This window comes from Oceanobacillus sp. FSL H7-0719 (assembly GCF_045040795.1).
Classification (GTDB): Bacteria; Bacillota; Bacilli; order Bacillales; family Amphibacillaceae; genus Oceanobacillus.
This window is the reverse complement of sequence record NZ_CP150301.1, coordinates 3,469,544-3,495,313: the sequence shown is the minus strand read 5'-3', so window position 1 is coordinate 3,495,313 and position 25,770 is coordinate 3,469,544. Positions and strand designations below refer to the sequence as shown.

Here is a 25,770-nt window from a genome sequence, read left to right as displayed (position 1 = left end):
ACATGCTATAACACAGCTTTATATTCCTCATTTTCTTCGAATTTCTTTTTCGCAAAGGGGCAAACTGGCATTACTCGTAAATTTTCTTTTTTCGCTTTATCCACCGCTTTATTTACAAGCTGCTCTGCTAAACCTTGTCCTCGGTGTGCTGGTTCAACGCCTGTATGGTCAATAATTATTACATCGTCTCCTTCTCGAGTAAAGGTTAATTCCCCGGCTTCTGTACCTTCCTTATCCTTTACAACAATACGGCCAGCTTCCTCTTCAAATTGATAGCCCATTTTTTTCTTTCACCCTTTCATTATTTTACAGGAAATTTCCCGTCAGCTCTTCACTTCACCTACAATAGTCTTTCTCAAATCCATTCCGTGCATGCATTCCTCTTGAATTTTTATTGACATCTGCAATACGTTTTGCAGCAACAAAAAGAGGTACCTCCACATATAAATGAAGATACCCTCTGCACGCTGTAATTAATCTATTTTCTAAGATGTTCCCTCGACTAAATTATTTTCCGCTTCTTTCACTGCCTTTTTCTTGTCTGATAATCTCAGATAAATATTGTTGCCAATTAATGAAATGATGATAAATGCTGTCCCAATTAAATCATATCCAGTAATCGGACTTCCTTGAATAACTGAGATGGTTAATGTAGTAATTGGCACAAAATTAATGAACAGCAATGCATTTAACGGTGTCAGGATATTTACCCCAACATTCCAGCCAACTAATGCAATCACACCCGGAAAGATGATCATAAACAATAAATGCGGACTTGTAGCTGTCAGCACCTCTACTGTAGGAACAGAAATATACCCGAATAATGTCATCCCCCCGACAATTACAACAGCGGTAATCGTTCCAAGTAAACAGCTTAATGTAGAATACCTTAGTGCAGACCAGCCCCCAAACTCTGCACCTCCCATTGTATAAACAACCCAGCCAATCACTGCTATGAAAATAAGCAAGGATGGAATAAAGTCGTCAGCTGCTCTGAAGAATACTTGTACATCACCTTTCGTGATGACTAATACGGCACCTACAAATGAAAGCAGCACAAACATTAATGTGAGTCCCTGTGGTAATCTTTTATATAAAATAGAAACAATAACAATCGAAATCATCGGCATTAGGGATTCCATAATAGAGGCAATCATCACTCCAGGCTGCCCTAATAAATCCTCTCCCCAAAAAATTAGCAAATTATAGACTGTAAAAGCCATCGTTCCGAAAAACCATAGCTGTGTACCCTTTCCTTCAAATCGAAAAGCCTGCTTCCCTTCTTTCCAAAATAAACAGACAACTAAAATAACAGTTACTGCTACATAACGAATAATCGTAAAATAGAAGGGATCAATATGCTGAAATGCCGCGTGCGCTACCGGAAACATCGCTCCCCACGAAGCTGCAGCAATAAAACATAAAAACGCCCCAAACCATACCCTATTCTTCACTTTTCCCTTTCTCCTTCTCTGAGTTTATACTTTTATTATCTAACCTTCAAGATATCTTGTAAAATGAATTCAAATGATGATTTACATCATTTTTAGTGATATCATATAATCAGGAACTTTCTATGAAGGAGAAGAAAACATGGAATTTAAGGACTTGGAAATCTTTCAGATTGTCGCCGAAAAGGGAACGATTACTGAAGCCGCTAAAGAATTAAATTATGTGCAATCTAATATTACTTCCCGCATCAAAAAGCTGGAAAAAGAATTGAATACCCCTCTATTTAATCGTCACCGTCGCGGAATGACGCTAACACCTGAGGGCAAAAAATTATTAATCTACAGTGAGAAGATTATGGCTTTAACAAAGGAAATGAAAAAAGCTGTTCAAAGCAAAAACGAACCTTCTGGAAAATTAGAAATTGGAACGATTGAAACAGTCTTTCATTTACCAAACTTACTTGCAGCATTTGATAAAAAGTATAAAAATGTAGAGTTATCTCTTTTCTCAGGTGTAACGAATAAATTAGAAGAAAAGGTTTTGAATCATAAGCTCGATGGAGCATTTGTAACAAAGGCGAACTTCTCCCCTGAAATTGTGGCTAAGGACGTATTTAATGAAGAACTAGTGCTGATATCCAATCGACAAATCCCAACCTTTGAAGAAGTAATTAAACAGCCAATCCTCTGCTTTTCAAAAGGCTGCGGCTACCGTGCGCGCCTTGAGACTTGGTATAATGACCAAAAAATTACCCCACATAAGGTTATGGAATTTGGTACATTAGAAACTATATTACGCAGTGTTGTTGTAGGTTTGGGTATTGCATTTGTCCCGAAAACAACCGTTGCTCACCTGGAACAAAGTAATCTGATTCAATCTCACAAGCTTCCTGAAAAATACAGCAGCATCACAACTGTATTTATTCGAAGAGCGGATACTTTCCTGACTACCACGCTTCAAAAATTCATCGAAACAATTGACAGTGAGAATGATCATGCCTCCGTATATGAATTGGAAAGTATTTAAGAAGACCATTTCAGTTGTTCTGGAATAGTTTTCTTTTCGAGGCTCTCGGCATAAAAGCAAGTTAGCTCATGCTATTGATAAAACTCTAATAACAGCTCTAAAATTTCAATATAAAACGATGTTTTCTGTTTGTGAAAATGAAGGACTTGATATTAACCAAGTTTCCCTCCCTCATCCTCTGTGTTACGATAAAACAAATTGGAGGTATTTCCATGATTACAATATTAATTGTTGATGACGATCCAAATATTCGAGAATTATTACGCTTTTATATACAAAGGGAAGGTTATAAAGCAATTGAAGCTGCCGACGGTGCAGAAGCATTAACCCAACTCGATTCTATACAAATTCAGCTTGCAATTGTTGATATTATGATGCCTAATATTGATGGATATCAACTCTGTGAAGAAATCCGGCAAACCTATGATATTCCAGTTTTGATGGTAACTGCCAAAGGAGAAATCCAGGATAAGGAAAAAGCCTATGCCGCTGGGACCGATGATTATATCGTGAAACCATTTGAGCCAAAGGAAATATTATTCCGCATAAAGGCTTTGCTGCGCCGCTTTCAAATATCAAACCAAGCACTCATCTCAGCTGGAAACGCAGTGATTAATCGTAAAAACTATGAAATAGAATCACTTGGAAAAACCTATATTCTGCCTTTAAAGGAATTTGAATTACTCGCACAGCTCGCAAGTTATCCAAATCAGACCTTTTCCCGGGAGCAGTTAATTGCCACTATTTGGGGAAATGATTTTGATGGCAGTGATCGGACAGTGGATGTGCACATAAAACGGCTGCGCGAACGATTTCCCGAACAAGTGCATGGCTTCTCTATTCAAACCATTCGAGGGCTGGGATATAAACTGACGACAAAGTAAAAGCGAGGTACGAGAAATGCGGACTTTATATGTGAAAATCATTATAACAACGATGACCATTATGATTTTAAGTGCATTATTTTCTTTTGCAGCTTCTAACTTATATTATCAATTATCTTTAAAAGCAAGTAATGATGAAAAAATCACCCAAATCGCCAATCGAATTGTTGAGGTTTATGAAAAGGGAGATTCCAGTTCAGTGACTGGCTATTTGGATGCTCAAAGCGACTTAGGCTATAAATTTCTCATTGTTAGTCCGGATGGTCAAGAACATGAAATCGGAGAACCCTTCAGGATAAGGGAAATCGAACAAAAACACATTAATGCCATTCTTAATGGCCAAACTTACCATGGTATTCGAGATTATAGCTGGAAGCCTTTTGTTACAGGATTTTTTGAAGATGATTTACGTAATTCTGTTGGTGTTCCCATTCAGGTTAATGGTGAAAACCATGCATTATTTGTTCGTCCCAACTCACAAGTGCAATTTGGAGAAATGCGTATATTCCTTGGAATGATGCTCATTCTCATGCTGGTATTCAGCTTTCTTCTTGTATTGATCAGCTCTCGCTTGATTGTTAGACCAATCAATAAATTAACTGCTGCAACGAGACGGTTAGCGACAGGTAATTATCATGTAAAACTTGATGTAAATCGGCGTGATGAGATCGGCAGACTTGCAAAAGACTTCAGTAAAATGAGCAGCAGCCTAGAAAAAACGGAACAAAAACGACAAGAGTTCGTATCCAATGTTTCCCATGAAATCCAGTCTCCGCTTACTTCTATTCAAGGATTCTCTCAAGCTTTGCGTGAGGATAATCTGACGGAGGAAGAAAGAAATCACTATTTGAATATTATAGAAAGCGAAAGCAAACGCTTGTCGACATTGAGCCAGCAGCTTTTAACATTGTCTTTTCTTGATCATGAGCTCGACTCAAGTGAAAGCATTTCCTTCAATGTTGCAGAGCAAATAAAAGAAGCGGTAACAGCAACAGAATGGCAATGGAGAAATAAAGAAATAGCAATTGAAATGGACCTGTCTCCTGCGATTACAATAGGAAATCCAAAACTTATCCAGCAAGTATGGGTAAATTTAATCAGTAATGCCATTCGCTACTCTCAACCAGCTGCTGCAATTTCAATTCAGGTTTTGAGTTATAAAAGATATATCGAAGTACAAGTAAAGGATTCTGGAATCGGCATTTCCGAGGATGATCTCCCACAGATATTCGAACGTTTTTATAAAGCAGATAAGGCCAGAACACGAACAGATAATAGTACTGGATTAGGACTGTCTATTGTCAAAAAAGTAATCGATATCCATCATGGGACGATTGAGGTAACGAGTGAATTAGACAAAGGGACAACGTTTATCGTCACTCTCCCCCAGTTGTAATATCTTGTTCATCTTCTATTCACATACCACTCTTATAGTAAAGGTATCAATTGTTTAGGAGAGTGAACAAGATGTTTCTTGCATTAAGAGAACTAAAGCACGCTAAATTCCGTTATATATTAATCGGCATAATCATGATATTGATATCCAGTCTGATTTTTATTATAACTGCTCTAGCTCAAGGCTTGTCTTCTGATAACGCATCAGCCATAGAAAATCTGCAAGCAGATTATTTAATTATGGATAAAGATGCTGAGCTCAATATAACCAAATCCTTTATCCCATATGAAAATATGACTGAAATAGCTAAATTAGATGGAATTGAAGCTATTGCTCCCATCTCCATTCGAATGATGAATGGAACTGTAAATGATACGGAGCAAAATGAAGATATCGCAATGTTTTTTACAGATACAAATGGAATGCTCGTCCCAGAAGTAATTGAAGGCAGTGCGGGCGACGAGGCGTTTGAAGTTACTGCTGATGCTTCTTTAAAACGTGAAGGTGTTGAAGTTGGCGATACACTAACCTTTAGCGATGATAGCGTATATACAATTACAGGATTTGCTCAAAGTCACCGTTATAGCCATACTCCAGTTCTGTTTATTAAAGGAGAGCAGCCGGAAAGCATTAATGGTTTTGCGATTCAGGCAGACAAGGAAAAAATAAGCAATATCAAAGAGACATTGGGCAGTTCCTACGACATCGTAACAAAAGAGGAATCTCTGCAAGGTATCCCAAGCTACCCTCAAGAGCAAGCATCACTTAATATGATGATTTTCTTCTTGTTTATTATTGCTGCATTTGTATTAGCTGTCTTTTTCTATGTCATAACTTTACAAAAAAGAGAGCAATTTGGTGTACTAAAAGCATTGGGCACAAATACATCCTACTTGATTCTAAATTTAATAGGGCAAGTCGCGATGGTAGCAGTAATTGGAATTGCAATAGGTGCTGGCTTAACCATCAGCATGTCGTTTATTATGCCAGAAAGCATGCCTTTCCAACTTGAAGCTGCACAGATAGCTAAAACCTCAATTATAATTTTAATTGTATCAATTGTTGGCGCGGTCATATCCTTTGTTCAAGTTGTAAAGGTCGATCCGCTCGAAGCAATAGAAGGAGGCAGTCACTAATGACATTAGTATTAAATAGCATCTCAAAAATATATCAAGACGGCATGTCTGAATTTAAGGCACTAGATAATGTATCGTTAGAAGTAAAGCCTGGTGAATTCCTGGCCATTGTCGGTCCCTCCGGCTCCGGTAAAAGTACAATGCTTTCCATTGCAGGCGGATTATTAACACCAACAACTGGGGATGTTCTGCTGGATGGAGAAAATATGGCTTCTTTATCTAAAAAGCAGCTTACGGCTAAACGCCTAGAAAGTATTGGCTTTGTTTTTCAAGCAGCAAACTTGATACCTTATTTAAAAGTCAAAGATCAGCTTCAAGTTATTAATGTGATTTCCGGAAATAAAGCGGACAGTTATGGAGCCGAACTATTAGAGCATTTCGGTTTAGAGAATCGGATGGCAAACTATCCAAATGAACTTTCCGGCGGGGAAAGACAGCGGGTGGCCATTGCAAGAGCATTGATTAACGACCCGAAACTAATTCTCGCTGATGAACCAACTGCAAGTCTTGACTCAAAACGCGGAAGACAGGTAGTTGAACTTCTCGCGAATGAAATGAAAGCACGAGGAAAAGCTGGCATTATGGTAACCCACGATGAAAACGTACTTGATTTATGCGATCGTGTTGTTACAATTCGTGATGGAAAACTGGAAGAATAAATTCAGATGAAGTTGACCTCTGGTGCATCTAGAGGCCAACTTCTTTTATTTTCTCCATTAAAACTTGTTCAGTTTCGAATCCATATGCGCAAAACCAATCTCTGTATCAACCTCACCATAAATTCTATCTATTTGTTGATCTTCACCTTCCAGCCAGCGCTCAAAATTGAACTTAACTGGCTCTTGATCCCCACCAAGTACCATCCATGCTCGTTTCTCTTTCGGAAAATAAACCGATGTATGGATTGTACCTGCCCAGCTTTTGTATTCCTTGGAAAATACATTTTTATCAGTGTCATTCATCATACGAAAAGCAGCATATGCACTCATATTTTCATTCGTATTTTTTTGAATTGTATCTAATCGCTGTTTTGAATCTGCTAAGTACTTGCGATTCTCCTCTGGTATAGCTTCATGATGGTTCGTACAAGCATTGGACTTGCGAACTGCTATTTTCCTTGGACTCGTTTCAATAATGTACGTTTCTTCGTTCGGGTCCAGAACCACGTAACTAAATGTATGGCGATGCGGGATTTCTTTCAAAAAATCAATCGTTTCTTCTGCCGTTGCACAGTTTTCCAGAATCATCCGTCCAATCATCCAGCAGACAAATCCAGGACCAGGTTCCTTTCGATTAATCGAATTATATCCCATCGCTAGTCCTTTTTCGTTCATTCCATCCATACGACCGGTAATTCTCTGTGCCGGTCCAATTGTAGCATACCCTTTGTCTGTGGGCTGAAAGAGGCTAAACCTTCCCTCATAAGTCTTTGGATGAAAATCATAATTTCGCACCAGGAATTCCTTTCCCGTTACAATTGAACAGCCGCTTCGTTCAGCAGGAATCCGGTAGCCACCAAAATTTCGTAAAATCATTTCCATCGGTAATTCTAAAACATCTTTCAGTCCTTCTATTTCTTCCCATATTCCTGGAGCAAAGCGTTCTAGCATCTTCTTGGTTTCTTGCTCATCAATCGCAAATCTTGGGCTTCTAATCTTCCAGATCTTTTCTCGGTTTTTAAGAATCAATGAATCTTTGATTTGTCTTCCCTGGATTAACCCAAATTCATAATGACTTCCACGGAATTGGATCACATCACTGTAAATCCGCCTCATCTATCTCAGCCTCCGATTTTTTTATTACATTTCATTGTACTGTAAATAAGACTGGTAATGAAAGATTTGATTTGTAATCGTGATTCAGCAGCAAATTCTGGTGGAGACATACTTGAAAATTAATTTCAGTGGCCTCAAAATGAAAACTGTTTTATTCCCTTACCTAAAAGAATATTACCAGCCACGCTCCTGCATTCTCTCTTCCCCACTTAGCTTAGAAATTTCAATTCCTTTCATCGCTGTTCCCAATTCCTTCGACAGTTCACCAATCAGCGCATAGTCTTTGTAATTTGCTGTCGCATGCACAATCGCTTTTGCGAACTTTTCCGGGTTTTCTGATTTGAAGATTCCCGATCCGACAAACACCCCATCCGCACCAAGTTCCATCATGAGCGCTGCATCAGCAGGTGTCGCTACACCACCTGCAGCATAATTCGCTACCGGCAATCTTCCAGCTTCCTTCACTTGTTTTAATATTTCATAAGGTGCTCCCAGCAGTTTTGCCTCTGTCATTAATTCATCATCATGCATCATTGTTACCTTGCGTACCTGTGCTTGAACCTTGCGCATATGACGAACTGCTTCTACAATATTCCCTGTACCTGGCTCCCCCTTCGTTCGAAGCATTAACGCCCCTTCCCCAATACGGCGTGAAGCTTCTCCTAAATCCCTGCATCCACAAACGAAAGGAACCGTATAATTACTTTTTAACAGATGAAATTCTTCATCTGCTGGTGTCAGCACTTCGCTTTCGTCAATGAAATCTACTCCAAGACTTTCCAAAACCCGTGCCTCTGTAATATGGCCGATTCTTGCTTTCGCCATTACTGGAATCGACACAGCTGCCATTACCTCATCAACGATTCGCGGATTCGCCATACGAGCTACTCCACCCGCTGCACGGATATCGGAAGGTACACGTTCTAATGCCATCACTGCAATCGCACCGCTCGCTTCCGCAATCTTCGCTTGTTCCGCATTCACAACGTCCATGATAACCCCGCCAGCATTAATCTTTTCCAGTGTCTGTTCTTTTTCAGGTGCTGTAATAATCCCCATGTACACATCTCCTATCTGATATTTTCTTGATTTGTTTGAATTTTAATATATTATAGATAGTAGTTGATACTATTTAAAGAGTCAGTTTTATTAGATTTGACAGGGTCAGATTGGAGATTGTAATGATGGAAATGCTCACTTGTAATCTGGATAGAGGCAGTAACATCCCGCTTTATGAACAGTTATATGATTATATTAAAAATGAAATCATGGAGGGAAGAATTCCATACGGCACCAAACTGCCTTCAAAGAGGAAGCTCTCTGAATTTCTGACGATTAGTCAAAATACCGTTGAACAGGCATACGATCAACTCGGTGCCGAGGGCTATATCGAAGGTTTTCCCAGAAAAGGTTATTTTGTCTTAGCACATGAAGATTTAGAATATGTGCAGCCTGTTCGTTATGAAAATATGCCCGAACAGGAAACCGAGCCAATCAAATATAATTTTCATCCCAGCAGGATAGATACAGAAAATTTTCCCTTTGAAAAATGGCGTAAGTCTGCCAAAAATATTATTGATAAGGAAAATCAAGCACTCTTATTAATGGGGGATTGGCAAGGTGAAAGAGTTTTACGTGAAGAAATAGCTCATTATATTTATCAGGCTCGTGGTGTGCACTGTTCTCCCGAGGCTATTATTCTTGGTGCTGGGGTGGAAACTTTGCTGCAGCAGCTGATACTCTTATTAGGTAATCAAGCAGCCTATGGGGTAGAGGATCCTGGTTATCATGCAATTTCCCGGATTTTGAAAAACTATCCAAATGAGGTCTCCCCCTTGGAAGTCGATGGCAAGGGAGTAAAGGTCGATAATCTCGAAGGCTCAAAGCTTGATATTGTTTATGTGACTCCTTCGCGTCATTTTCCATATGGTGCCGTTCTCTCCGCAAATCGAAGAATTAAACTGTTAAATTGGGCGGCCAGCAAAGAAAAACGTTTTATTATTGAAGATGATTATGACAGCGAATTTCGTTATGTCGGGAAAGCAATCCCTTCACTCCAAAGCATGGATCAGAATGATAAGGTAATTTATCTCGGCACATTTTCGAAATCTCTTATTCCATCGATTCGAATTAGCTATATGGTTTTGCCAAAACAGTTAATAAAGCTTTATAAAGAAAAATTATCCTTCTTTCAGTGCTCCGTTTCACGAATTGATCAGCATATCCTTGCCCGTTTCATGAGAGAAGGAGATTTTGAAAAACATCTTAATCGAATGCGTAAGGTTTATCGCAGAAAAATGGATAAAACACTGGAGTTATTAAAACCTTATGAACGTTTTGTTGAAATAGTTGGGGATTTGTCCGGATTCCATATCGTTTTAAAAGTAAATAATGGCATGCCTGAAAAAGAACTGGTCGAGAGAGCATTGCAAAAAAGTGTAAAGGTCTATCCGCTTTCTTCTTATTTACTGGAAAGCCATTATGAATCACAGCCAATAATTATTCTTGGATTTGCGGGAATTCCTGAGCCTGAGCTGGCAAATGCAATTGAACTATTACTTAAAAGCTGGAAGATTCTATAGCGCTATAGCGAGAGTATAACAAAGTTTGAAGTAAGAAATAATAGGGTAGATATATATTGGACAAGAAGGCATCACATATTTCAACCTAAATTATGAATTCTTTTCAAATTGTGACGTGAATCAAGGGATTCATAATATTCTTACTGTATAATAAAGATAGCACATGAAAAGGAGAGATGTATTATGGCAATGGAACAACCGCATATTCACCATCACAGATCCGCTGCATCAATGACCAATCATATTGTAGCAAATTTAGGTGTTTTATATGTAAAACTTCATCAGTATCACTGGTATGTGCAAGGACCGAAATTCTACACATTGCATGCTAAATTCGAGGAACTCTATAATGAAGCAACTGAACATTTTGATGCAATTGCAGAACGTCTGATAGCTCTGGGCGAAAAACCTTTTTCCACATTAAAAGAATTCTTAGAGCATGCATCAATTGAAGAAGAAGTCTATAATAACAAAATCTCTGCCGATAAGATGGTGGAAAACCTTGTAGCTGATTACCGCACCATTCGTGATATCACAAGTCAGGCAATTGTTTTAGCTGGCAAGGAGAATGACTCTGTAACCGAAGATTTATTAATAGGATATAAAGACAGTGTTGATTTAACAATCTGGATGCTGCAAGCTTTCTTAGGAAACGATGCAACAGACGGTGAATAAAAATTAAAGTACGACAAAATTAAACTGCCCTCCAACTATTTTTTTAGTTAGAGAGGCAGTTTATTCATTTCCTATATTTTCTACCCATTTCCGTAATTTTGCTCGTGGGTAGTATACTCTATTATTAATCTTAATATGTGGTATATCTGGGTGCTCCTTAATCAGATGTTTTGCATCTTCTTTTGATATACCAATAATGTCATGCACGTCGTTTTCCGTTATCAGTTCGGGTTCCTCGTCATCAAAAATTTCACTGAAACTTTTAGCATTTGGATTTTTAAAATTTTTCAACCCATTACCGATAAAGAAACCCGCTGCAGCAATTCCGAGAGCGAGCCAAATTAAATCAAGCTCCATGCTGGTACCCCTTTCTATAGTATATTTTATGCGCTTCATATTTAATATCGTTTATTGACCCGACCTTCTTGTATAATGTCCAAAACATATGAAGTCCAAAGCTAAAAGTAATTGTGAATGGTGTTAATTCATTAGTAAAGCCTGCTGACCAGAAAACTAGAAGAATAAGTAAGCAGCAGATTAGCGATGTAATCTGCTGCTTAGACAGGTTCCTATTTTACAGGAATCCAGATTTCTGAGTATAAGTCGGGACTGGATGGATCTTCGTCTGAATATATCTCTAGTTCTGCTGTACCTGCATGTTTGTAACCACTGGAAGGAAACCATTCCGAAAAGATTTGTTTCCACACGTTCTGCATTGCGTCTGGCATTGAGCCGTGAACTTCAAATATAGCCCATTTAGTTGCAGGGATCTCCAGGGATGATAATCCGTCAGGTGCACTGCCCTCATATGCTGTACCTATCCAATAATCAATGGACTCGGAATCTCTTTCAACACATACTCCTACTACACCTTCAATTGGACCGTTGTTTAATTTAAACAATCGATCATCCATGCCCTCTCCGTTTACCTTATCCCACATTTTGGGGATGCCTGCTAAGTTCTCCTCATTAACCAGTGAAAACTTCTGTTTCATTCCAACAACCTGAAATCTTCCACGCTCAACAATTTTGACCTGCATCGGTTCTGCTCCCTTCAAACTCACCTGCACCGCCAGGCGGTTATAAGATTTTAGTTTTCCCGTGTACTTTCGCGCTTCACTTGGTGCTACACCATGTTGCCGCTTAAAAGCCTTTGAGAAAGCTTCCGGAGTTTCGTAGCCATATTTGTAGGCGAGATCAATAATCTTTGTATCAGAACTTGTTAACTCATAAGCAGCTAATGTTAGGCGACGACGTCTAAGATATTCACCAACAGATATATCCGTTAATATCGCAAATGTTCGTTGAAAATGGAAAACGGAAAAATTAGCCTCCTGGGCAATTCTTTCTATTGATAAGTCATCAAGTAAATGGTCTTCCATGTAGTCTATTGCCGCCTGTAATGATTCAACCCACACCATGTCACTCACTCCTTAATTAAATCTTAACAGAGCATCATTTCTTCTTCCTGTCTCCATGTGCTTTACTCGGACTGCATGTTGAAATAGTAAAGATGCCGCCTTTGGTCTGTTAACCATTCCAATTACAACAGCATTTTGACAAATTCTAAAAAGGGAGATTTTGAAAGAGTGAGATTGTCAAAATAAGCGTTAATAGAGATCCTCCTGACAGTAAGGTTATCGTTTTTCGCCAATTTATCTCTTTTGAAGGTTTAACTGTTTCACGGGTTACTGCGATCCAGATAAGCATTGCTGCAATAACAATAATCATCATCGACATAATCTGCACTCCAATCATGTGGTTTTTTCTTTATATTTAGATTTAGATGGCTCTGTAACATAACAGGTTACTGACTAATCATCTCACGAATCCTTTCTCTCCCATGCCAAATAAAGTAGGTAGTATCGGAGTGTGTGATTTCCAGGATTTCGCTAATTTCCTGAACAGATAAGTGATTACTTGCATTCAATATGAGAACAATTCTCTCTTTGAATGAAAGATGCATCAGCAACAGCCTAATATCATTTTTATTTTTTGCATTTAATATAGGACCCTTTTCTCCCCGTTCACTATGTTTTCTTTCACTAATCCGAGTTCTAGCAAGGTTGACGGTTTTTCGGAACAGCAGCAGCGAAATTGTCTTATCAGACACCTTACAATCTTCTTCAAGGTGATTATAAACATCCAAAAAAATAGCTTTTGATAGATTTTCAGCTTCATTGCAGTCTCCTAAAATGAAGTAGCAAACATTGTAAACTGACTGGTGATAATGCTGAACAAATTTCTTAAATGAGCGATTATCACCTTTTTTTATCTGCTTCATCATTCGGCTCCGCATTTTCATCACGTATCCACCCCTGCTGTCGCTTTTTCCTTTATGAAAAATATCTCTTAAGGAAACTGAACTTTATTACCGTTCTGAGCTTAATATCATGTTTTCGGTCCATTCTGCTACTTCATCGATGTCTGCATCAGGATTTGCTAGTACTATCGAATAGCGCAAACCATCTTCATCCCAAAGAATGCTATCAGTAACCTCTTCATATTCCGCTGCATTGCCGCGAATCTCCAAATCTGTTTCTTCAATCCCCATTCCCTCAGGTGTTGGGAAAATAGACAAACTAAACATCGGAATACCGTCTTTGGAATGATACATCAGTTCCACTTCGGAGCGATTCAGCTCGCTTGAATAACCATACATTTGTACACTGGCCAAATATATTGTTTCTTCAGAAAACATAAGAAATGCTTGCCCCAATGCTGTCTCCGCTTCCTCTACTGTAACTGTATCAGGACCAAAATCCTTTGCTAAATCTGTAATTTCAATATTATCTGGGATATCAAGTGTAAACGTATCTTTAGCAAATTTCGGTGAAAAATCTAATTTGGTATACTCTAATTCTGTTCTAGTATCTCCTGTCTCAGAAATAGTTTTTACAACAAACCATGTTTTCTGGTCAACCCATACTTCGATATCTCCAAGTAAGTTATCTGTCTCTTTTGCTTTCACTTCAATATGGTATGTGTCAAAATCAAGTACTTTCTCCTCACCAATGATTTTATAGGTATGAGAATCCTGCATTGATTCCATCAGTGTTTTGAATTGTTCTTTTGGACTTAAACCAGCTAAGTCCCCAAACTCAGTCACATCCATTTCAAGTGCCTGCTCATTAGTCTCATCGTACATAAGCATTGTTTCTCCATCATTCAAGACTTCTACTCTTTGTTTGAGTAATTGATCTATTGTCACAACCTTTTTCTTTTCATCGGCAACATATTCCTCAAGCAGAATATGCTCTGTTAACTCTTCTCCTTCAAAAAATTTCATCTCTGCTTTTCCCGAATAGTTTATTACTTCCTTCTCTGATTCAATTGCATTGTGAATAATCTCTTCTGCAGAGACTTCCACTTTTTGTGAACAGCCCCCTAATATCAATAGGATTACACTTAATAAAATCAAATATTTACTCCAAGTAAACTTCAAGATGATCCCCTCTCCTTTATCCAACAGGCAATTAATGCACCTTTATTTTCTGTTGACCAAATGGTAATTTTCCCACCATGTTTTTCCATAATAATTTTTGCAATGCTTAGCCCTAAACCTGAGGTTGAGCCTTTTCCACGTGAGACATCATCCTGATAAAAGGGCTGAAAAACCCTTTCAAGATTAGTCTGCCCCATACCTTTCCCTTCATTTTGTATAAGAATAACGGTTCCATTTTCTCTCCATAAATTCAGCTCAGTGGTAAATTCAGGGAAAACCCAATCCGGTAATGATTTTCGAGATGAAATGGCAGCCAACCAAATATGATGGTGTTCCGGTGTATAACGAATACTATTATCCATCAAATTATCAACAAGGCGAACCATTTGTTTCGGGTCAAGTTTATAGGAATTTCTTACATAAAGCTCTGTTTTTAATTCTATATTTTTTTTGGAACAAGGTTCTTCATACCCCGAAAAAAGCATTTCAAAGAATTCATTGCCGTTAACCTGTACCATGGCCGGCCTATTTTCAACTGATTGCAGTGCAGTAAATATGGATAAGTCATCAATCATGTGCTTCATATGCTCTAATTTATCTTGAAGAATCGTTTGATATTCTTTACGTTCTTCCTTTGATAAATTGTGACTTTCTAAAGCTTCTGTATACGTCCGGATCACGGTTAATGGTGTTTTCAAATCATGAGATAAGGAGGCTACCATATATTCCTTTTCTTTTTCTTCTCGAGCAAGTGCATTTCTCGTTTCAACAATTTGAGCTTTCATTTGCTCAAAGTGTGTGATGAGCACACCGATTTCATCCTTTGATTGAACCAGCTGATGTTCCGGATTTTCTCCCGCTGCAAATGCCTTCATATGGTCTTGTAACTCTGACAATGGTCGATTCAGCTTTCGGTTTAAGGAAAAAATGACAACGGAATAAAGTGAAACGAAAAAGATTCCCAATAAAACAAACATTACTATTGTACGCTCGTTCGATGTCTCGACCCACTCTTTTCTACCGAGCGTTATTTCATATAAACCAGCCAGCTGATTCGTGTCATCAAATACGAGCTTTTTCACCGAATAAGTCCGGGGATTTTTCTGGTATTCATTTAAATTTTGGAACAGCTTTTCTTGATTCATTTGAAAAAAAGGTGAACTTCCCGGTGTATTTATTGTTGTATATAACTGCACACCATCATAACGATATAAATCTATTTTCAGATTATCATCTGTCACTTCCCCTAAATGCTGATAGTTTTCTTCGGGCTGAATTTTATACAAAGATACATCCTGCAGTTCGCTATCCAAATTTGCAACCAACAACTGAAATTCAAAGTATTCCTTGATATCCTCTTCTTGATCATAGGAATTCAGACTAATGTACAGAATATATAAAGCAGCAATCGGGAGCACCATTACGAGCAAATAACTTATCATCAGCCAATATTTAATCTTCATTCTAATTGATCTCCTATAAATCGATACCCAACACCCCAGACAGTCTGGATAAATTTCGCTTGCTTCCCTGTATCGCGAAGCTTCGCGCGCAGGCTCTTAATATGAACCGTCACCGTGTTATTTCCATCTACATTTATCAACTGCCACACATGTTCATAGATTTTTGCTTTCTCAAATGTAATAAATGGATTTTTAGCAAGCAAAAATAATATTTCTCTCTCTTTAGCGGTTAGAGACAGGAGCTCTTCATCCAAAAATACTGCCTCATTTAAGAAATCAATAGCTAATCCATATTTATAATGAAATACTTGCTCATTATAATGTTTTTTTGTATAGCGCTCATATCTTCTAAGATGTGAGCGGACTCGAGCGGTCAATTCCTTTAAACTAAAGGGCTTCGTTAAATAATCATCCGCTCCCAGACCCAATCCGCGAATTTTGCTTTCATCCTCATTTCTCGCACTGACAATTAATATAGGGACATCACTTTCTAAACGCAGGTTTTCACATAATGTAAAACCATCCATCTCAGGCATCATCAGATCTACAAGTACCAAGGAGTAATTGTCTGCCTTAAAATCTTCCCAGCCTTCCACTCCTGTCGATGCCCAGGTCACTTTAAACCCTTCCCTATCCAGATGGTCCCGCATAATCCGGGCAATTTCATAGTCATCTTCTACGATAAGAATTTTGTTTTTTTCTGACATAGGTCCCCCTCTTCTCTCTCTCCAGTATAAGCTGCCGAACGTGTACCCAATAAAAATTTTATTTTTAGTTAATAATTGCAGAAGTCTCCGTATAAATTACTAAGTCAATAGATAGATTGACTTTCTTCGTACGTGCAGCACACTTTTATATGTATAGCTTACTAAATTTTATGGACTCAGCTTTTGTTTATATAAATTCTACACCGTTTTCTGTATAGGTGAATATTATGAATTGAAATGTTTAGACAGATGAATAACAGCCTTTTTTATCCGATTGAACATCATCGCATTTAAGATAAGTTTTATTTGGAGGAACACCATGATAAGTGATAATAGGTATCCTATAGCTAATACGGCGTCCAGTAATAAAGATAATATTTCAAATTCTAACATAGCCACTTTTCAATATAATCCACCAAATAATACTGGGACAACACTAGGTATACTTGGTGGTGTGCTAACTACCGTGGGTGATGCCCTAGCAACTATTGGGGCGATTATCCAGTTGAACACTGATAATACTGCTGATTTTGAATCTCAGGTAGGGTCTTTTAAATCAGATCAGGAAATGGAGAAGATGCAGGCAGAAATAGATAATCTTCAGGAAAAATTGAAACAACTTGAGCAATTAATAAAGAGTGACCAGAGTTAAGATAGTTCTCTTTCTGCTTTAGGATAGATTGATATATTCAGCCTCCAAATTGCAAACATAATAATTATATATTCCTCCTCAATTAATAGAACAGTCCTTAACATGCAAGCTTTTGCAGAAAGAGAACTGCCTGCTAATATTCCTTCGCTCATTATTTGTTTTTTACACCAGTACAAAAAGTGAACACCGAGCACCGTCTGTCACAAGCAGAGTATAGAGTATCAGCAAAAGTAAAACAACATTCTTCTGTGAAAACAGACAGAAGATTGGAATACGTATTGCTTTCGAAAGGAAAACGCGCTTAAATTCCTAATAATTTCCTACTGATTCAAGATTCCGAAACGGCTTCGCCTACAAACTCAACATTTTGATGACAACATAAAAAACGCGTGCAATATCTACTAACAAACATTGCACACGTTCTAATACTTATTTTCTTCTTATTTTCTTTGATATCACGTTTCCAAGCGATTGAATCACCTGCACCATTACTATTAATGTCACAACCGTTATGATCATAATATTCGTTTTGAATTGATTATAACCATAAGTAATTGCAAGGTCTCCAATACCTCCGCCGCCGACTGCACCTGACATGGCTGAAGCTCCAATCAGCCCGATTGTTGCAATTGTAATAGCCAACACTAAAGATCCTAATGCCTCGGGCAAAAGAAACTTCCAAATAATTTGCCAAGGAGTTGCACCCATCGACTCTGCTAATTCAATTGTTCCACTATCCACTTCCAATAAAGAGTTTTCTACTAATCTGCCAATATAAAAGGCAGTATAGAGCACGAGTGGTACAATTGCTGCAGTTGTTCCTATAGAAGATCCAACAACAAATCTCGTGAAAGGTGTAATGGCAACTAGTAAAATAATAAATGGAATGGATCTGAAAATATTTATAATTACATTGAGGATGTTAAAAATAATTTTATTTTCTAAGATTCCATTTTCCCTTGTAATAACAACAATAATACCAATTGGTAATCCGATTAGCACAGAAATAATCAGCCCAACACTCACCATGTACAGTGTTTCATTTAAGGCACTGAAAAACTCTGGCCAAAACCATGGCTCAAACCCCATTTTAATCCACCTGCCTTATCACTACATTGCGACTTTTCATATATTGAATCGCATTGTCTATTTCACTCTGTTCACCACTAAAATTCACGACCAGATTTCCAAAAGGTATATCTTGCAGTTCAGTTATCATACCGTGAACCACATTTATATCAACCGCAAATTTTTTGGCTGTTTCTGATAATAAGGGGCTGCCGGTAGAATGTCCTTTAAAAATCACACGATAAAAGCGACTGTCTCCCGCTTTGCTTTGTGATTCAATGATTGCTCTAATTGATTTAGGTATTTCTGAATTAAGTACCGTTCGAACAAAGCTTTCTGTAATCTCTGTTTTGGGTTCTGTAAACACATCGATTACCGAACCTTGCTCAACAACTATTCCATTCTCCATCACTGCTACACGATCACATATATCTTTAATAACATTCATTTCATGTGTAATCATAAGAATTGTAACACCAAATTCATCTCTTACTTTGCGGAGCAACTCTAATACAGCTTCTGTTGTACTGGGATCGAGTGCTGAGGTTGCTTCATCACACAACAAAATATCTGGATTCGTTGCTAAAGCACGCGCAATACCCACACGTTGCTTTTGTCCGCCAGATAACTGTTCCGGGAAATGATTTGCCCTGTCTTCTAACCCTACAAAAGCTAATAATTCAGTTACTCTTTTTTCAATTTCTGCTTTGGGTCTCTTTTCCAATACGAGAGGCATCGCTACATTTTGAAAAATATTCTTTGCATGGAGCAAATTATATTGTTGAAATATCATACCTATTTTTTTACGCTGTTTTCTCAATTCTTTCGGTGGCAATGCCATCATGTCTATGTTATTTATGAGTACTTTTCCTGAAGTTGGCCTTTCGAGCAAATTAACACTGCGAATTAATGTACTTTTTCCTGCACCACTAAAGCCAACAACCCCAAAAATTTCACCTTTGTTAATTGATAGATTAATATTTTGTAATGCATATACTTTTTTCTCATTCTTTTTTCCAAACTCTTTATTTACATCTTCTAACACAATCATATCTTAATCTCCCTTAGGACTTATTTCGCTTTTTAGTAAGAAGAGACTGGCCATGACCGCTGACTAGCCTCTCCTGTTTTTTTAATAGTCATCCAAAAACGAAATTGGTTCTTTCACCGGAATTGCCGCTCCACCGAATTCTTCCTCAATAAAACTGGATACTTCATCTGAATGATAGATTTCCACAATTTTATTAAATGCTTCTTCATCTTTTCTGTCTGTATGTGAAGCAATAATATTAATATAGGCTTTATTACTTGAATCTTCTCTAAAAATCGGATCATCAGTCGGGTTTAAACCTGCATTCAGTGCCATATCAGAATTAATGACAGAGATAGCAGCATCGTCCAGTCCTCTAGCAGCTTGTCCAGCATCCACAGCAACGATGTCTAAATTCTTCGGATTATCAACGACATTTTCAACGCCGCCTGTCCCATCAAAGCCTTCCTTTAATGTTAGCAATTCTGCCTTTTCCAACAGCGCCAGCGCCCTGCCTAAATTCGTTGGGTCTTTTGGAATAATTACTTGATCGCCATCCTGCAATTCATTTACGTCATTTATTTCTTTCGAATAGATTCCCATTGGCCAAATTGAGGTTGTTCCAACTGCGGATAATTCCAATCCGCGATCTTCAATAAAACTATCAAAGTATACAACTGTTTGGAATGCGTTTAAATCAATTTCGTTATTGTCCAGTGCAATGTTAGGCTGCACATAATCATCAAATTTAACTAATTCAATTTCGATTCCTTCTTCTTCCGCAAGGTCCTTCACAAGATCCCACACAGGCATTTCTGCAGATGTTGTACCAACTTTAACAACACTTTCATCAGAATCACTTGATGAACCGCACGCTGCAAGTGCAACAGCTAGAATACCAATTACTAAGATAAATAATTTTTTTCTCATTATAATTCCTTCTCTCTATCTATGATATTTTATTTATTAAAGCGATTTGGATCAAATATCGCGATATCTAAATCTGATGTCTCTTCTAAAGCTAGATCTGCTCCAATTTTCCCGATAACAGGTGCAAATTTAAATCCATGTCCTGCCATAGGACCAAGCAAGATCACATTGGATAAGCTTGGTGCCTCACCAATAATAAAATGCTCATCTGGTGTATTTGTATAAAAACATGTTTTGGCCTTTACTGGTTCAGGTTTAAGATCTGGAAAATATTCCTTCACAAGCTCTGTTACTTTATCTAAATCTCTCTGATGAATTTCCCGTTCTACCTCATTTGGATGGTGAATAATATCCCCACCACCATGATGAATGGCAACTTTTACTGTTTTTCCATCTAACGTCGGAAAACCGTAAAAGCCCTCCCCGTTAACGACACGAGAAAATATTGGAAACTTATCTTGTGTAAATAATTCCGGTTTTTTTGCGTCATACCATACTAATACTTGTCTTTCCAATTCGAGTGGCAGATTCAACTGAGGTAATAAGCTATTAGTCCAGCCACCAGCTGAAACAATTACTTTTTTCACTCTAAATTGCTTTTCATTTACAGATATTAAAACGCCATTTTCATCAGTCTCAATTGCTGTAACAGGATGTTCCGTATATGCGGTCCCACCCAGTTTAACTCCTTGTTTTACCGCCGTTTCAATAGCAAGCTCTGGTCGAACAAACCCTGCATATTCTTCGCAAATAATTTTATGATTATCTTTGAATTTTATTTGCGGATAAGCTTGTTTTGCTTCTTCTGCACTAAACTTCTTGTGCGGCAATTTATAAGTATGAACACTTTCTTCTACCGTCTCTATAAATGCATCCCCAATAGGGCCAAACATTGTACCTTTGTTCTCAGTATATATCTCAATACCTGCCTCCGTCTGGAATTCCTGCCAAAGAGAACGTGCTTGCTGCAGTAAGGGAACATACTCTACACCCTCCCCATAAGCTGTACGAAAAATTCGCGTTTCACCATGCCCAGCACCTTGATCATGTCCCGGGGTATATTGTTCAAATCCAATTACACGCTTATTTCGCTTTGCAAGCTGCCAAAAAGCAAAACTTCCCATTGATCCTAAACCGACTACAGCGTAATCTGCGTCAAAAGATTTATCATCTGCCATCTTGATGTCCCCCTATATTAATTCTTTAAATAGCTTTTAAAGCTCAAATTATCAGAAATCTATTTTTGCTATTAAAAAAACTCTTCTATCTAAAGAAGAGTTTACATTAAAAAATACTCTTCTTATCTATCAAGCTGCCGCTTGCTGGAATTAGCACAGTACAATAGAAGCATTGCCTGTTGCCGAGGTATCATTGGGCCAGTCCCTCAACCTCTCTGGATAAGAAATACTATTAAATTATTATTTGTTTAAACTGTAATGAGAACAATTATACCTACTTCTGTCCTAATAAGCAAGTGTTTAGGAAGAAAATATAAAAAAGTTGTTATAACCTAAATGTATAGAAATAACAGCAAAATTCCTTATTCATCCTGCATCTCTCTCTGATAGTTTATGAAATGCTAAAGCAGGGAAATGAATTTTATAGTCAGAATTACTTATTCGGGGAGGACAATGCAATGATAAAAGACACAAATAAAACCGCAGCAGAACAGGCACCTGGAGAAGACCGTTTAAAATTGGCTGCTACTGCCATGCGTGCCAATAAAATGCTGCATGCCAAGGGGAATGAACAAAGCGAAAAAAACAATCTCGTTCATTCAGATAAGGTAGAAGAAATAATCAAAGAGTGGCCTGCAACTGCTAAAATGGCTGCAGAGAATACAATGAAATTTTACGGGTCGCCAAACGAAGCAACAGAGAGTTATCTTATTTGGTTTAATAATGGACCATGGAAACGGACAGTCGCTTTTCGAGATGAAGTACCACATGATTTCCCTGAGCCGCACAGTGATGTATTGGAACAATTCATTGATTATCACGTGCCAGCTGATAAAGCAGGACTTATTGCAGAGCTTGAGGGAAGTCTAGTAATTGACCGGACAAAAGGAGAAGTATCTGTTCATTGCGATAATGAAGGTGCAAACACTCTATCCATCAACATGATGCATGATGTGGTAACTGGTAAACGTACACCAGAAGAAGCACGAGAATTCATAAAGAAAGAAATCGTTGAGTATTTAATGGACCGTCCAGCACCTTATGCAGAAAAGATTCAATTTGAATTGCCCGAGGAAAAACAGTGGGATCCAGATGTTACTATTGTAAAAGATAAAGAACTTATGCAAGCTGTTGCTGAAAAACAAATAGAATTGGGATTAAAGTAGTATGGAAAAATTGGACAGGGGGCGAGACCCGCTGTCCAATTTAGAGAACAGGATAATAATGGTCATAGCGCGGATTACAATAATATGGCGGTCTCGGACCAATAAATGGCATGAAGAAATAATTCGGCTTATCATCATACAGCAGTTCTACTTTTTTATCAGAATGGTTTATTAAAAATAATCTAATTTCCGGATTATAGTAATACAAGTGATTACCTCCTTCAAACTCTCCTTTTTCTTACTCTATTCATTTCATCAATGTATTGAGCCCGTTCGGTTCGTTATTTAGACTTGCGAAAACAGCAATGAACATGCACTTTACTGAACAATGCGACATAAAGTAGGACAAATGACTACTTCAGGGAGGAAATTATGTCACACAAACATGACAAAAATACCGATAAAAACGGCTATCCAATGTACCCAAACTACGGGAAAATAACACAATATGAAGATATCCCCGTCACCGTACCGGAGCAGCGACAGTTTCGTCAGCCCGGTGTAGAAAAATTTATGGTTCCAAAACCGATTATAGAGAATCCCAACTATATGGGCAGCGGAAAACTTAAAGGAAAGGTTGCTCTTATTACAGGCGGCGACAGTGGAATGGGTGCTGCTGCAGCCATCGCTTTTGCTAAAGAAGGGGCTAATGTTGCGATTGCATATTTAGATGAACATGAGGATGCAAAACGAACGAAAAATAGAATTGAAGAACTCGGACAGAGCTGTATATTACTTCCAGGTGATTTGAGAGAAAAAGAACAGTGTATTCTCATTGTTGAAGAAACAATACGAAAATGGGGACAACTCGATATTTTATGCAACCATGTTGGTATTCAATTTCAGCAATTAAGCCTGCTAGATATTACAGATGAACAATTTGACGATACTTTCAAAGTAAATATTTACTCTCACTTTTATACAACCCGAGCAGCACTTCCCTATTTAAAAGCAGGCAGTTCCATTATTAATACATCTTCTGTTGTGACATTTGACGGAAATAAACAATTGATCGATTACACAGCAACAAAGGGGGCTAACATTGGTTTCACCCGCGCCTTAGCAAATAGTTTGATAGGCCAGGGCATTCGGGTGAACGCCATTGCACCCGGACGAATTTGGACTCCGCTCATACCAGCAAGCTTCTCTGCCGATGAGGTTACTTTAGCGGGGAATCCTATGCAGCGGCAAGGTCAGCCATTTGAGGTAGCACCGACTTTTGTATATCTCGCTTCAAATGATTCGCGTTTTGTAACAGGACAAACGCTTCATGTTAATGGCGGACAATGGACATCATCATAATTATATTCGCAAACCCATTATTTAACTGAAGGAAAATGAAAAGGGATAGAGATTACCTCTACCCCTTATAAAATATCTAATAAAGCAGTCGCAATGGAAAAGTAAATCAGTAAGCCTGTAATGTCATTTATTGTTGTAATAAATGGTCCAGATGCAACAGCTGGGTCAATATTTAATTTATTAATCAGGAGCGGCAATACAGCTCCGATTGCTGCAGAGAGTGTAAGTGTAAACAGGAGAGATATGCCCACGACTAACCCTAAAATCCATTGGCTATATAATAGAGCAATAAGCAAAGTAATAATCACCATACATAATAGACCTATAATAAAGCCTGTCCCCAGCTCTCTGCGAATAATTTTAAACGATCCCTTTTTATCAATTGTTCCCAATGCAATACCACGAACAGATACAGTTAATGATTGTGTACCCACGTTCCCTGCTGAATCCATAATCATTGGGATAAACGCCCCGAGTAACACAACCGTTTCAAGCGTCTCCTCAAACCAGCCAATGACACCTGCCGTTATCATACCAAAAAACATTAATAATATAATCCAGGGTGATCGCTTTTTAGCAGCGGCAAGCGTTCCAATATCAATATCTGTTGCACCTTTTGCCGCAGAAATCTCCCCAAAGTCTTCTGTCGTTTCCAAATCCAAAATATCCAAAATATCGTCTACAGTAATAATGCCAAGTAATGTATTCTCCTTTGAGACAACAGGGACGGCCAGAAAGTCGTATTTTTTAATCAGCTTACCAACTTCCTCCTGGTCCATATTTTCTGGAACAGAAATCACTCTGGAATTCATAATTTCATGTATCATGTCGTCTGGCTCTGCAATGATTAAATTCCTTAAGGATAGCACCCCAGCCAGTTCCCCATCCTCATCTATTACATACAAATAGTAAATGATTTCTGCATGTGGAGCCTCCTTCCTCAATAGTTTAAGAACATCCTCCACTGTATCTGCAGCGGAAATACTAATCAGCTCTTTCGTCATAATTGATCCAGCAGTCTCTGGCTCGTAAGATAAGAGATTTTCCACTCTCATTGCTTTATTTTCATCAAGATTTTCAATAATTTCCTTTGCGTATGCATTCTCTGCTTTCGTTAAAAAGGAGACAATGTCGTCTGTAAACATATGATTGAACATATTAAAAGCATACGCCTCATTCAATTCATTTAATAAAAGCTTTTGTTTCATAAATGTTAACCCGCCAAATATTTCTGCCATTTCTTCAGGTGAGATATACATATAAACAAGCTGACGCTGTTCTTTCGCAAGCCTCATAAAGACTTCCAGCTGGTCAGATGGATGCAATTCTAAAAAGTAATCACGAAATTGAAAAATATCTTCTTCGTTTAATGCTGTACGGATTGCTTGCATAAATTCTTCACGATTATGTCTATCAAGTTTTGTCATGTCCTTACCTCCTGATTCTTTATTGATAACACTAAGATTGGAGCAATACATTGTTTACCCATTACAACAATAAAAAACACCTTCATGTAGTGAAGGTGTTTTGTCTATAGCAATATAACAGCATTCATTAATAGAATCTTAAAAAGCAAAACAAGTATCCTCCAATCGTGGAGCTTTAGCACTGTGTGGCATAGGATGAAATCCAGCTGCATTAAAAATTACCTTATGTCGATAATTCCTGTTGACCCATTGGCGTCTTTGGACATTTTTGGGCAGCAGCGTCTCTCCGCACAGGAGCCTTACCTAACGAGGGATATATATATTTCTAGCCCGATATTACCTGACCGGCAATCAATAGTCAATCAAAGGCTTCATAAATAAGAGCAGGCACCATCTCCAATCAACGACTCGCCCCCTCGCAAGCCTTCTTCTAGTTTTTCTTGAATGAAGACTAGAAAAAATAATGCTAATTATTA

At 38.1% G+C, this 25,770-nt stretch carries 27 protein-coding genes and 2 riboswitches; of the genes, 10 read left to right on the top strand and 17 right to left on the bottom strand.

Features of this window, described 5'->3' with window-relative positions; translation table 11 throughout:
* Positions 1-5: 5 nt before the first annotated feature.
* Both NST93_RS17870 and NST93_RS17865 read right to left on the bottom strand, forming a co-directional pair.
* Complete coding sequence (locus NST93_RS17870) at positions 6-281, bottom strand: GNAT family N-acetyltransferase (RefSeq protein WP_405099388.1); 276 nt, start codon at positions 279-281, stop codon at positions 6-8.
* Between the two features lie 204 nt (positions 282-485).
* Entirely contained in the window at positions 486-1,454 is a 969-nt protein-coding gene (locus NST93_RS17865; RefSeq protein WP_405099386.1) for a DMT family transporter, read from the bottom strand.
* A gap of 139 nt (positions 1,455-1,593) precedes the next feature.
* On the opposite strand from NST93_RS17865, the gene NST93_RS17860 reads away from it, so the two are divergent.
* The 5 genes from NST93_RS17860 to NST93_RS17840 all read left to right on the top strand — a co-directional run bounded on the left by NST93_RS17860 (position 1,594) and on the right by NST93_RS17840 (position 6,553).
* Entirely contained in the window at positions 1,594-2,478 is an 885-nt protein-coding gene (locus NST93_RS17860) for a LysR family transcriptional regulator (RefSeq protein ID WP_405099384.1), read from the top strand.
* Positions 2,479-2,684: 206 nt separating this feature from the next.
* A complete protein-coding gene (locus NST93_RS17855; RefSeq protein WP_405103947.1) occupies positions 2,685-3,362 on the top strand; it encodes a response regulator transcription factor in 678 nt (225 codons plus the stop codon).
* Positions 3,363-3,378: 16 nt separating this feature from the next.
* Entirely contained in the window at positions 3,379-4,758 is a 1,380-nt protein-coding gene (locus NST93_RS17850) for a sensor histidine kinase (RefSeq protein WP_405099382.1), read from the top strand.
* A gap of 71 nt (positions 4,759-4,829) precedes the next feature.
* On the top strand, positions 4,830-5,894 hold the full coding sequence (locus NST93_RS17845; RefSeq protein WP_405099380.1) for an ABC transporter permease: 1,065 nt from the start codon (positions 4,830-4,832) through the stop codon (positions 5,892-5,894).
* Positions 5,894-6,553: an ABC transporter ATP-binding protein gene (locus NST93_RS17840; protein ID WP_405099378.1), complete on the top strand. Its 660-nt coding sequence runs from the start codon at positions 5,894-5,896 to the stop codon at positions 6,551-6,553. The genes NST93_RS17845 and NST93_RS17840 overlap by 1 nt, the downstream gene beginning before the upstream one ends.
* Before the next feature lie 57 nt (positions 6,554-6,610).
* Here NST93_RS17840 and NST93_RS17835 read toward each other — a convergent pair whose 3' ends face one another.
* Both NST93_RS17835 and pdxS read right to left on the bottom strand, forming a co-directional pair.
* Positions 6,611-7,669, bottom strand: coding sequence for a C45 family autoproteolytic acyltransferase/hydolase (locus NST93_RS17835; RefSeq protein WP_405099376.1), 1,059 nt, complete (start codon positions 7,667-7,669; stop codon positions 6,611-6,613).
* Positions 7,670-7,843: 174 nt separating this feature from the next.
* The gene (gene pdxS, locus NST93_RS17830; RefSeq protein ID WP_405099374.1) at positions 7,844-8,728 is read right to left on the bottom strand and encodes a pyridoxal 5'-phosphate synthase lyase subunit PdxS; all 885 of its coding nucleotides are present in this window, start codon (positions 8,726-8,728) and stop codon (positions 7,844-7,846) included.
* A gap of 125 nt (positions 8,729-8,853) precedes the next feature.
* Between pdxS and NST93_RS17825 the strand changes: the two genes are divergently transcribed.
* Positions 8,854-10,251 carry a PLP-dependent aminotransferase family protein gene (locus NST93_RS17825; RefSeq protein WP_405103945.1) on the top strand — a complete coding sequence of 466 codons (1,398 nt, stop codon included), beginning with the start codon at positions 8,854-8,856 and terminating at the stop codon, positions 10,249-10,251.
* Between the two features lie 183 nt (positions 10,252-10,434).
* A complete protein-coding gene (locus tag NST93_RS17820; RefSeq protein WP_405099372.1) occupies positions 10,435-10,926 on the top strand; it encodes a DNA starvation/stationary phase protection protein in 492 nt (163 codons plus the stop codon).
* A gap of 60 nt (positions 10,927-10,986) precedes the next feature.
* Here NST93_RS17820 and NST93_RS17815 read toward each other — a convergent pair whose 3' ends face one another.
* The 7 genes from NST93_RS17815 to NST93_RS17785 all read right to left on the bottom strand — a co-directional run bounded on the left by NST93_RS17815 (position 10,987) and on the right by NST93_RS17785 (position 16,541).
* Entirely contained in the window at positions 10,987-11,283 is a 297-nt protein-coding gene (locus NST93_RS17815; protein ID WP_405099370.1) for a helix-turn-helix domain-containing protein, read from the bottom strand.
* A gap of 212 nt (positions 11,284-11,495) precedes the next feature.
* Positions 11,496-12,347: a GyrI-like domain-containing protein gene (locus tag NST93_RS17810; protein ID WP_405099368.1), complete on the bottom strand. Its 852-nt coding sequence runs from the start codon at positions 12,345-12,347 to the stop codon at positions 11,496-11,498.
* A 145-nt stretch (positions 12,348-12,492) separates the two neighbouring features.
* Positions 12,493-12,666 carry a hypothetical protein gene (locus NST93_RS17805; RefSeq protein ID WP_405099366.1) on the bottom strand — a complete coding sequence of 58 codons (174 nt, stop codon included), beginning with the start codon at positions 12,664-12,666 and terminating at the stop codon, positions 12,493-12,495.
* A 67-nt stretch (positions 12,667-12,733) separates the two neighbouring features.
* Positions 12,734-13,234 (bottom strand): hypothetical protein, encoded by a 501-nt coding sequence (locus NST93_RS17800; RefSeq protein WP_405099364.1) that lies wholly within the window; start codon positions 13,232-13,234, stop codon positions 12,734-12,736.
* A gap of 63 nt (positions 13,235-13,297) precedes the next feature.
* Complete coding sequence (locus NST93_RS17795) at positions 13,298-14,371, bottom strand: LolA family protein (protein ID WP_405099362.1); 1,074 nt, start codon at positions 14,369-14,371, stop codon at positions 13,298-13,300.
* A complete protein-coding gene (locus tag NST93_RS17790) occupies positions 14,368-15,834 on the bottom strand; it encodes an ATP-binding protein (protein WP_405099360.1) in 1,467 nt (488 codons plus the stop codon). Before NST93_RS17790 ends, NST93_RS17795 begins: the two co-directional genes overlap by 4 nt.
* Positions 15,831-16,541 (bottom strand): response regulator transcription factor, encoded by a 711-nt coding sequence (locus NST93_RS17785; RefSeq protein WP_405099358.1) that lies wholly within the window; start codon positions 16,539-16,541, stop codon positions 15,831-15,833. Before NST93_RS17785 ends, NST93_RS17790 begins: the two co-directional genes overlap by 4 nt.
* A gap of 319 nt (positions 16,542-16,860) precedes the next feature.
* On the opposite strand from NST93_RS17785, the gene NST93_RS17780 reads away from it, so the two are divergent.
* Complete coding sequence (locus NST93_RS17780) at positions 16,861-17,193, top strand: hypothetical protein (RefSeq protein WP_405099356.1); 333 nt, start codon at positions 16,861-16,863, stop codon at positions 17,191-17,193.
* 429 nt (positions 17,194-17,622) lie between these two features.
* On the opposite strand, the gene NST93_RS17775 is transcribed toward NST93_RS17780, so the two are convergent.
* The 4 genes from NST93_RS17775 to solA all read right to left on the bottom strand — a co-directional run bounded on the left by NST93_RS17775 (position 17,623) and on the right by solA (position 21,399).
* Positions 17,623-18,282 carry a methionine ABC transporter permease gene (locus NST93_RS17775; protein WP_405099354.1) on the bottom strand — a complete coding sequence of 220 codons (660 nt, stop codon included), beginning with the start codon at positions 18,280-18,282 and terminating at the stop codon, positions 17,623-17,625.
* Position 18,283: 1 nt separating this feature from the next.
* Positions 18,284-19,312: a methionine ABC transporter ATP-binding protein gene (locus NST93_RS17770; RefSeq protein ID WP_405099352.1), complete on the bottom strand. Its 1,029-nt coding sequence runs from the start codon at positions 19,310-19,312 to the stop codon at positions 18,284-18,286.
* 81 nt (positions 19,313-19,393) lie between these two features.
* A complete protein-coding gene (locus NST93_RS17765; protein WP_405099350.1) occupies positions 19,394-20,221 on the bottom strand; it encodes a MetQ/NlpA family ABC transporter substrate-binding protein in 828 nt (275 codons plus the stop codon).
* A gap of 29 nt (positions 20,222-20,250) precedes the next feature.
* Positions 20,251-21,399, bottom strand: a complete 1,149-nt coding sequence (gene solA, locus NST93_RS17760; protein WP_405099348.1) for an N-methyl-L-tryptophan oxidase — start codon at positions 21,397-21,399, stop codon at positions 20,251-20,253.
* A gap of 119 nt (positions 21,400-21,518) precedes the next feature.
* Positions 21,519-21,625: riboswitch (SAM riboswitch) on the bottom strand.
* A 232-nt stretch (positions 21,626-21,857) separates the two neighbouring features.
* Between solA and NST93_RS17755 the strand changes: the two genes are divergently transcribed.
* Positions 21,858-22,565 (top strand): hypothetical protein, encoded by a 708-nt coding sequence (locus NST93_RS17755; protein ID WP_405099346.1) that lies wholly within the window; start codon positions 21,858-21,860, stop codon positions 22,563-22,565.
* Positions 22,566-22,605: 40 nt separating this feature from the next.
* Here NST93_RS17755 and NST93_RS17750 read toward each other — a convergent pair whose 3' ends face one another.
* Positions 22,606-22,773: a hypothetical protein gene (locus NST93_RS17750; RefSeq protein ID WP_405099344.1), complete on the bottom strand. Its 168-nt coding sequence runs from the start codon at positions 22,771-22,773 to the stop codon at positions 22,606-22,608.
* Between the two features lie 164 nt (positions 22,774-22,937).
* Between NST93_RS17750 and NST93_RS17745 the strand changes: the two genes are divergently transcribed.
* Positions 22,938-23,867 (top strand): SDR family oxidoreductase, encoded by a 930-nt coding sequence (locus NST93_RS17745; RefSeq protein ID WP_405099342.1) that lies wholly within the window; start codon positions 22,938-22,940, stop codon positions 23,865-23,867.
* 65 nt (positions 23,868-23,932) lie between these two features.
* On the opposite strand, the gene mgtE is transcribed toward NST93_RS17745, so the two are convergent.
* The gene (gene mgtE / locus NST93_RS17740; RefSeq protein WP_405099340.1) at positions 23,933-25,294 is read right to left on the bottom strand and encodes a magnesium transporter; all 1,362 of its coding nucleotides are present in this window, start codon (positions 25,292-25,294) and stop codon (positions 23,933-23,935) included.
* Positions 25,295-25,447: 153 nt separating this feature from the next.
* Positions 25,448-25,612, bottom strand: a riboswitch (M-box (ykoK) riboswitch).
* Positions 25,613-25,770: the final 158 nt, after the last annotated feature.